We start from the raw sequence: 5,181 nt of genomic DNA, 5'->3' as shown, positions 1-5,181 counted from the left end.
TAACAATAAAGATAATATGCCAAAGGTACTATGTATTGGAGCAGAAGGCGGTTGGATAGACTATGAAGTTGACTTACTTTGCCAACAAGGATGTACATCTGTTAGTTTAGGACAAAGGATCCTACGTACAGAAACTGTGGTCAATGTGTTACTTGGTCATTGGTTAAAGGAATGACAGTACACGCTTTTCGTGTCTTTATCCAGAATTGTGCTAATATTCGGCCTTTAAAATACAGGATAATATAAATGGGAATTTTTGCTTTACAATCACTTGCTGGAGGTTTTTTAGATGAAGATCTAAAAAATTTCAATAAATTTTTTGATGATTGGTGTGTACAGTTTGAGAGTATGGAAGATGCACAGCTTATACTCGATACCCTTGAAAAACACGATCAGATAAAGATCGTTGAGATCACACCGCTAAGTTATCCGAAATACTTTTTCCCAAAACTACAGGGTATCATCCACGCCACACGAGAATATGAAGGAAAAATCATCTGTATCGTCGAGCCACAAATGGGTATGAGCTTCCGCATTGCCATATGTGATATGCAGACCAAAAAGGTAAGAGTACTTGCTACCCGCTATAAGAGTGCACAAAGTGTCGAAGGGGCATTTGCCAATCTATCTTTTGATTTATAAAAGAATAGGTGTCAGGTAAGCACTAAAACTCACCTTCTTTTTACTATATTATTCCCATTAGGCTTCCATAAGGCTTGATGGTACTCAGCCTTTTATCAACTAACCCACGACCAACCGTAAAATGAGATCTAATTTTTAACATTTTCCATCATCTTAAGCCAATCCCGATCAAAATTCCTGAGTATATAATCTTCCCCATGCGGTATGGTACATCCAGAGCAGTCTTGATGTACTTCTCCATTTGTGATAGCACGTTTTCCCCGTTTTGAGTTAATGGAGCAAACAGAGTGATACTCTAGTTCATCTTGCATGACAGGTGATTGGTTGAACCTAAAGTGTGGACATCCACACATATAGCAGTTGAGTTCATACATTTCGTGGCATTTGGTATTTGTAGCGTAAAGTTCACAAAAGTCTGGCTCTTTTTCTACCATATTTTCAAAAATAAAGTACTGGACTGTGTCATATTCATCGAGGCCTTCAAGTTCTTTCATAATCGCTGCATGCTTTTTAGCATGTGCTTCATACCAATCATTATATGTCATTTTTAATCCTTGTAAAACTCTTAGATAGTAACTAAAATAGTAGGTAGTGTAACATATAAATCTGTTTCTGGTTGTGGTTTATACCCTGTAGGCTTAGTATTTTTTGTAAAAGAACTAGAAAAGTACCCCTTTGATTTTTTGAGTATACTTTTGTTTAGCATTTACATTTCAAGAAAGGTACTTATGTATAACCCTATATCAAATGAATTTTTTGATCAATTAACAGTTGCGATGGAAAGAAAAATTCCTTCTACGATTGAATATTATCAAAATGAAGAACAAGAAAAAAAGAAAGAGAAACAACAAATAAAAGTTTTGGTAAAAACAATGGAAGTCATCGAAGGTTTTGAATTTTTGGTATTAGATACAAATGAAAAAATAAGATTGTCGTTGGTGGTTACATTTAATGGGAAAAGACATAGAGAAGATTAGAAAGAAATATCGCTATTATTGATGATAATAAGTAAGTAATGGTATCATTCCGACAAGTTGACGTGTGACAAAGTAGAGGAGGGCTTCTATAGTTAGTTTTCCCTCTACTTCCATAATTTAATAATCTAAAGGAAACACTTTATGTATACAGTACAAATGGAAAAAGAATGTGAATGTTTTAAAAAAAGTGAGTACGCAAATAATAATACATTTCAAACGCAGAAGGATGCATATAATTATGCAAATATCGTCGCTGAACTTATGAATGAAGAATTCTGCAGTAAACATACTTTCTATGCTCAAAGAGCTGAAGATGATAACTTTGTAATCAGAGTGGCTATGAATGCTACTTATGTCTCTGGCTGCAGTACTGGTGTTAGTTGTGATGTTGGTTGTGGTTCCACTGATGATTGGTCTCTTGAGTCTACAGATAACGCTACTAATGAGAGCTGCGGTACAGGTTGTGGCTGCTCTTAAAAAAAAGTGTTAGGTACTCAACCTTCAACCTGATCCATTTTTTTAGCGAGGAAATCTGCCGTTGGGGCATCTACTGTATTTACATGCAGTACAATCCACTCAGGTGTTCTACGTATAAAGTTGGTGATTTTAGTGATGTTTTCATAACGCTTCCACAGTTTAACTGCATCGTTAAGCTCTTCTAAAAACATATCATGTGCTGTTTTATGCATGTCATATTTTGGAAAGTCGTACTTTCGCATTAGTTTTTCTTCATTTGCAAAGTGCTCTTTTACATGGTCTAGGTATGCATTGATTTTACTTTCGAGTTCTTCCATTGTAGCTTCTCCTCTTTCTTGTAAGAAGGCAAGCTTGTCAATGTCATTAAGTATCTTGATTTCATCTTCATGAGTCTGTTGCATCTGATTAACACGCATCTCTTCTACTTGCTCGATATAAACTAGTGCCATAGTAATTCCTTTATGAGTATTATAATGTATATGTGCCATAATCGTGTTGATAAATGTCAAGGTTTTTCACCCTAATGTTATATTATGGCTCAAATTAGTTTATAATAATAGTTAAAATGTATAGGAGTAAATATGGCACTCACTAAAGAAGAAAGAAATAGAGAAGAGATCAATACTTTTTTAAAGAATAACGACATCTCCCCCAACACTGCTATGGGTTATGATAATAAGTTTGAAACAAGATATTATGTTGGCGATAATAGAAAGTTTGCAGAAGAGACTAGAATAGGTTTTAACATTATTGGGACAAGTGATATTCATGTAAATCTTCATGAGATAAATGATATTGAGTTTGAAACAGCATTTAAGATCACAGAACAGATGTTTAGTTATGATGAAGACAATGAGACCTTAACCATTACGGGTGATGCTTCTAACAAGCATAATGAAGCGTATAAAATTATTATTAGTAGTATCTATTTGGATCTCTCTTAAGTCTAAGGAAAAACAAAATAAATAATAGTTACCAAATTATAAAACTCTTTGATCTAAAATAAAATCACGTATAACATGTATAAAAGTCGGTATGCTTTGGTTTGCATCAACACTGAAAGTTGCTAGTTCCTTATATGTATCTATACGCTGGTTAAACAAAGCCTTGGCCCTAGATTCATCCTGAAGTAAAGGCCGTTTATCACGTTCTTTTGCTGGCAAGCGGTTCAGTATAACCTCAAAGTCAGCGTCTATATAAACAATGAGAGACTTCTTTGATATAGAACTGTATATAGGTAGTCCACCACCTGTAGCAATCACTTGACCCGTCTTTTGAGTTAGTTCATTAATACATTTTTGTTCAAGAGCACGAAAATAGTCTTCGCCCTTATTTTTAAAAATATCAGAAACACTACTGTTTTGCTCTACTTCAATAATACTATCAACATCCACAAATTTTTTAAATAGTTGCCTTGCGAGAATTTTACCCACACTAGTTTTACCACTTCCCATAAAACCTATTAAGACTATGTTATCGTAGACCAATTTCTACCCCTTTTGTAATGTGTTCATTTGTCTTTTCATAAGCGTGACTATACTGTAATACTCTTTAGACGGTATTAGTTATTTAAATAACTTGCTATTCACTCACAGGGGTGATTTTACAAAGAGTTGTATAATGCGAGTAAAAGGGGGCCAGGCTAGATTATTTTCCCATCAATAAAAGTTAATTCACAAACTACTTGTGCATGATCACTTTTAAGTAAAGAACCATCTTTATTTTCTTGTAAATGCTCATCTAAAACAGTGTAGTCAGTGACCTCGGCAATTTTATCTTTGTTATTTTTATGAAAATCATGTGAGATAAAAATATAATCTAATACATTTCCCTTTCCTAAAAAATAACTCGTAGCTTTTCTTTTTTCTTCTTTTGCCTCTGGATGAGGATTATACACCTCTTCTTTGTATTGATAACTTGCATCATGTAAGACAAAATTTTCTTTGCTTTTATCATCATGGTATTTGTTATTTGATAATGCATCAATGGTGATGGAAAACTCTTTATCATTTAAATCACACAGTAGAACAGTGGGTAGATTTTTGTATTTTTGTATATCAAAGAAAAGTGAAGATGCTTCACATAATCTTTGTTTTAAAGATGTAGAATATTTATCTTCTAACGCTTTGAATACCAATTCTTTTTTATGCTCTAAACTATGGCTTTCATTAAATACGTATTCAAACTCATTTAGTCTATTTGATTTTAAATGACATACATAGACTAAAAGTTCTTTTTTGTTAGGAAGTGTTATTGTTGCCTTTATAGGTATCCTTGAAAAATGAAATACACCTTCAAAATTGTGCTTGTCAATACTAGGAACATGTACTTCTACTACTTGTATGTTTTCTATAGGGTATTTTGAGGCGATGGCAACTGTAGTAGTTACATATTTATATCTATTTTTTTTACTTAATTTTGCAACATCCACAATTTTAAAATATTTAAAACCTAAGTCTTCAACAAGATTTTTTAAAGCCTTTCTTGAAAATACTTCTTGAAATCCAATAATATCACAATCCATTTTTAGAATTTGATTCTTTATCCATGTAGTCTTTTCAGACCATTGCCTTTGGTTGAACTTATCTTTTTTTGTGTACCAAGAGTAAGGAGGCTCTACAAATTGAAAAAGGTTAAATGTACCTAGTCTTATTTTCATAATGCAAGTATATCTAACTATTGGTGTCAGGGTAATTTGGCTTAAAATGAAATAACACCTTAACCCTCCATGGGCTTAGTAATCAGATACCCACCCACAAGCACAGGAATGATCCCCATAATTTGTCGAAATTCTGGCACTTCATCTAAATAAATATATGCAAAAAAAAGTGTCATCATAGGTAAGAGTGCCAACATGGCTGAGAGTTTTGTGATAGACATACGGTTTAGGGCTTCTATCCACATGATCTTAGATACTACATAGATGCCTGTGGCAATGAGAAACATGTAGGGTAGTGCAGACATAAAATCTTCATAAGAGACTGAAGGTTCAAGTAGGTATGCTAGGAGTGCTATAAAAGGCAATCCCACCACAGTTCTAAATCCTAATATAGTCTCCGCTGAGCAGTAGACTCTTGCACGTTTT

General features: G+C 33.6%; 10 protein-coding genes. 5 read left to right on the top strand and 5 right to left on the bottom strand.

Annotated elements, in window-relative coordinates; translation table 11 throughout:
* Positions 1-16 precede the first annotated feature (16 nt).
* Both ABZC96_RS08120 and ABZC96_RS08115 read left to right on the top strand, forming a co-directional pair.
* Positions 17-175 carry a 16S rRNA (uracil(1498)-N(3))-methyltransferase gene (locus ABZC96_RS08120; protein WP_373030349.1) on the top strand — a complete coding sequence of 53 codons (159 nt, stop codon included), beginning with the start codon at positions 17-19 and terminating at the stop codon, positions 173-175.
* A gap of 71 nt (positions 176-246) precedes the next feature.
* Positions 247-642, top strand: a complete 396-nt coding sequence (locus tag ABZC96_RS08115; protein WP_373030347.1) for a hypothetical protein — start codon at positions 247-249, stop codon at positions 640-642.
* Between the two features lie 128 nt (positions 643-770).
* Here ABZC96_RS08115 and ABZC96_RS08110 read toward each other — a convergent pair whose 3' ends face one another.
* Complete coding sequence (locus ABZC96_RS08110; RefSeq protein WP_373030346.1) at positions 771-1,187, bottom strand: hypothetical protein; 417 nt, start codon at positions 1,185-1,187, stop codon at positions 771-773.
* A gap of 183 nt (positions 1,188-1,370) precedes the next feature.
* Here ABZC96_RS08110 and ABZC96_RS08105 point away from each other — a divergent pair, with 183 nt between their 5' ends.
* Together ABZC96_RS08105 and ABZC96_RS08100 are read left to right on the top strand one after the other, a co-directional pair.
* Complete coding sequence (locus ABZC96_RS08105) at positions 1,371-1,619, top strand: transcriptional antiterminator Rof (protein ID WP_373030344.1); 249 nt, start codon at positions 1,371-1,373, stop codon at positions 1,617-1,619.
* A 141-nt stretch (positions 1,620-1,760) separates the two neighbouring features.
* Positions 1,761-2,096: a hypothetical protein gene (locus ABZC96_RS08100; RefSeq protein ID WP_373030342.1), complete on the top strand. Its 336-nt coding sequence runs from the start codon at positions 1,761-1,763 to the stop codon at positions 2,094-2,096.
* A gap of 17 nt (positions 2,097-2,113) precedes the next feature.
* Here ABZC96_RS08100 and ABZC96_RS08095 read toward each other — a convergent pair whose 3' ends face one another.
* Positions 2,114-2,545, bottom strand: coding sequence for a bacteriohemerythrin (locus tag ABZC96_RS08095; RefSeq protein WP_373030341.1), 432 nt, complete (start codon positions 2,543-2,545; stop codon positions 2,114-2,116).
* Positions 2,546-2,677: 132 nt separating this feature from the next.
* Here ABZC96_RS08095 and ABZC96_RS08090 point away from each other — a divergent pair, with 132 nt between their 5' ends.
* A complete protein-coding gene (locus tag ABZC96_RS08090; protein WP_373030340.1) occupies positions 2,678-3,040 on the top strand; it encodes a hypothetical protein in 363 nt (120 codons plus the stop codon).
* 36 nt (positions 3,041-3,076) lie between these two features.
* Here ABZC96_RS08090 and ABZC96_RS08085 read toward each other — a convergent pair whose 3' ends face one another.
* The 3 genes from ABZC96_RS08085 to ABZC96_RS08075 form a co-directional block, all read right to left on the bottom strand.
* Positions 3,077-3,583 carry a shikimate kinase gene (locus ABZC96_RS08085; protein ID WP_373030339.1) on the bottom strand — a complete coding sequence of 169 codons (507 nt, stop codon included), beginning with the start codon at positions 3,581-3,583 and terminating at the stop codon, positions 3,077-3,079.
* A gap of 155 nt (positions 3,584-3,738) precedes the next feature.
* Positions 3,739-4,755, bottom strand: coding sequence for an endonuclease/exonuclease/phosphatase family protein (locus tag ABZC96_RS08080; RefSeq protein ID WP_373030338.1), 1,017 nt, complete (start codon positions 4,753-4,755; stop codon positions 3,739-3,741).
* Between the two features lie 59 nt (positions 4,756-4,814).
* Positions 4,815-5,181 (bottom strand): EamA family transporter (locus ABZC96_RS08075; protein WP_373030337.1); only part of this gene is annotated, 367 nt, incomplete at its 5' end.

It is taken from the genome of Sulfurovum sp. (assembly GCF_041551015.1).
Taxonomy (GTDB): Bacteria; Campylobacterota; Campylobacteria; order Campylobacterales; family Sulfurovaceae; genus Sulfurovum.
Note: the sequence above shows the minus strand (reverse complement) of the source record. Positions and strands in the feature narration are given on the sequence as shown.

Bases quoted from the DNA above. Each gene is read 5' to 3' on its own strand.
- ABZC96_RS08110 (WP_373030346.1), bottom strand. From the start codon at position 1,187: ATGACATATAATGATTGGTATGAAGCACATGCTAAAAAGCATGCAGCG.
- ABZC96_RS08105 (WP_373030344.1), top strand. From the start codon at position 1,371: ATGTATAACCCTATATCAAATGAATTTTTTGATCAATTAACAGTTGCG.
- ABZC96_RS08115 (WP_373030347.1), top strand. From the start codon at position 247: ATGGGAATTTTTGCTTTACAATCACTTGCTGGAGGTTTTTTAGATGAA.
- ABZC96_RS08095 (WP_373030341.1), bottom strand. From the start codon at position 2,545: ATGGCACTAGTTTATATCGAGCAAGTAGAAGAGATGCGTGTTAATCAG.
- ABZC96_RS08090 (WP_373030340.1), top strand. From the start codon at position 2,678: ATGGCACTCACTAAAGAAGAAAGAAATAGAGAAGAGATCAATACTTTT.
- ABZC96_RS08080 (WP_373030338.1), bottom strand. From the start codon at position 4,755: ATGAAAATAAGACTAGGTACATTTAACCTTTTTCAATTTGTAGAGCCT.
- ABZC96_RS08120 (WP_373030349.1), top strand. From the start codon at position 17: ATGCCAAAGGTACTATGTATTGGAGCAGAAGGCGGTTGGATAGACTAT.
- ABZC96_RS08100 (WP_373030342.1), top strand. From the start codon at position 1,761: ATGTATACAGTACAAATGGAAAAAGAATGTGAATGTTTTAAAAAAAGT.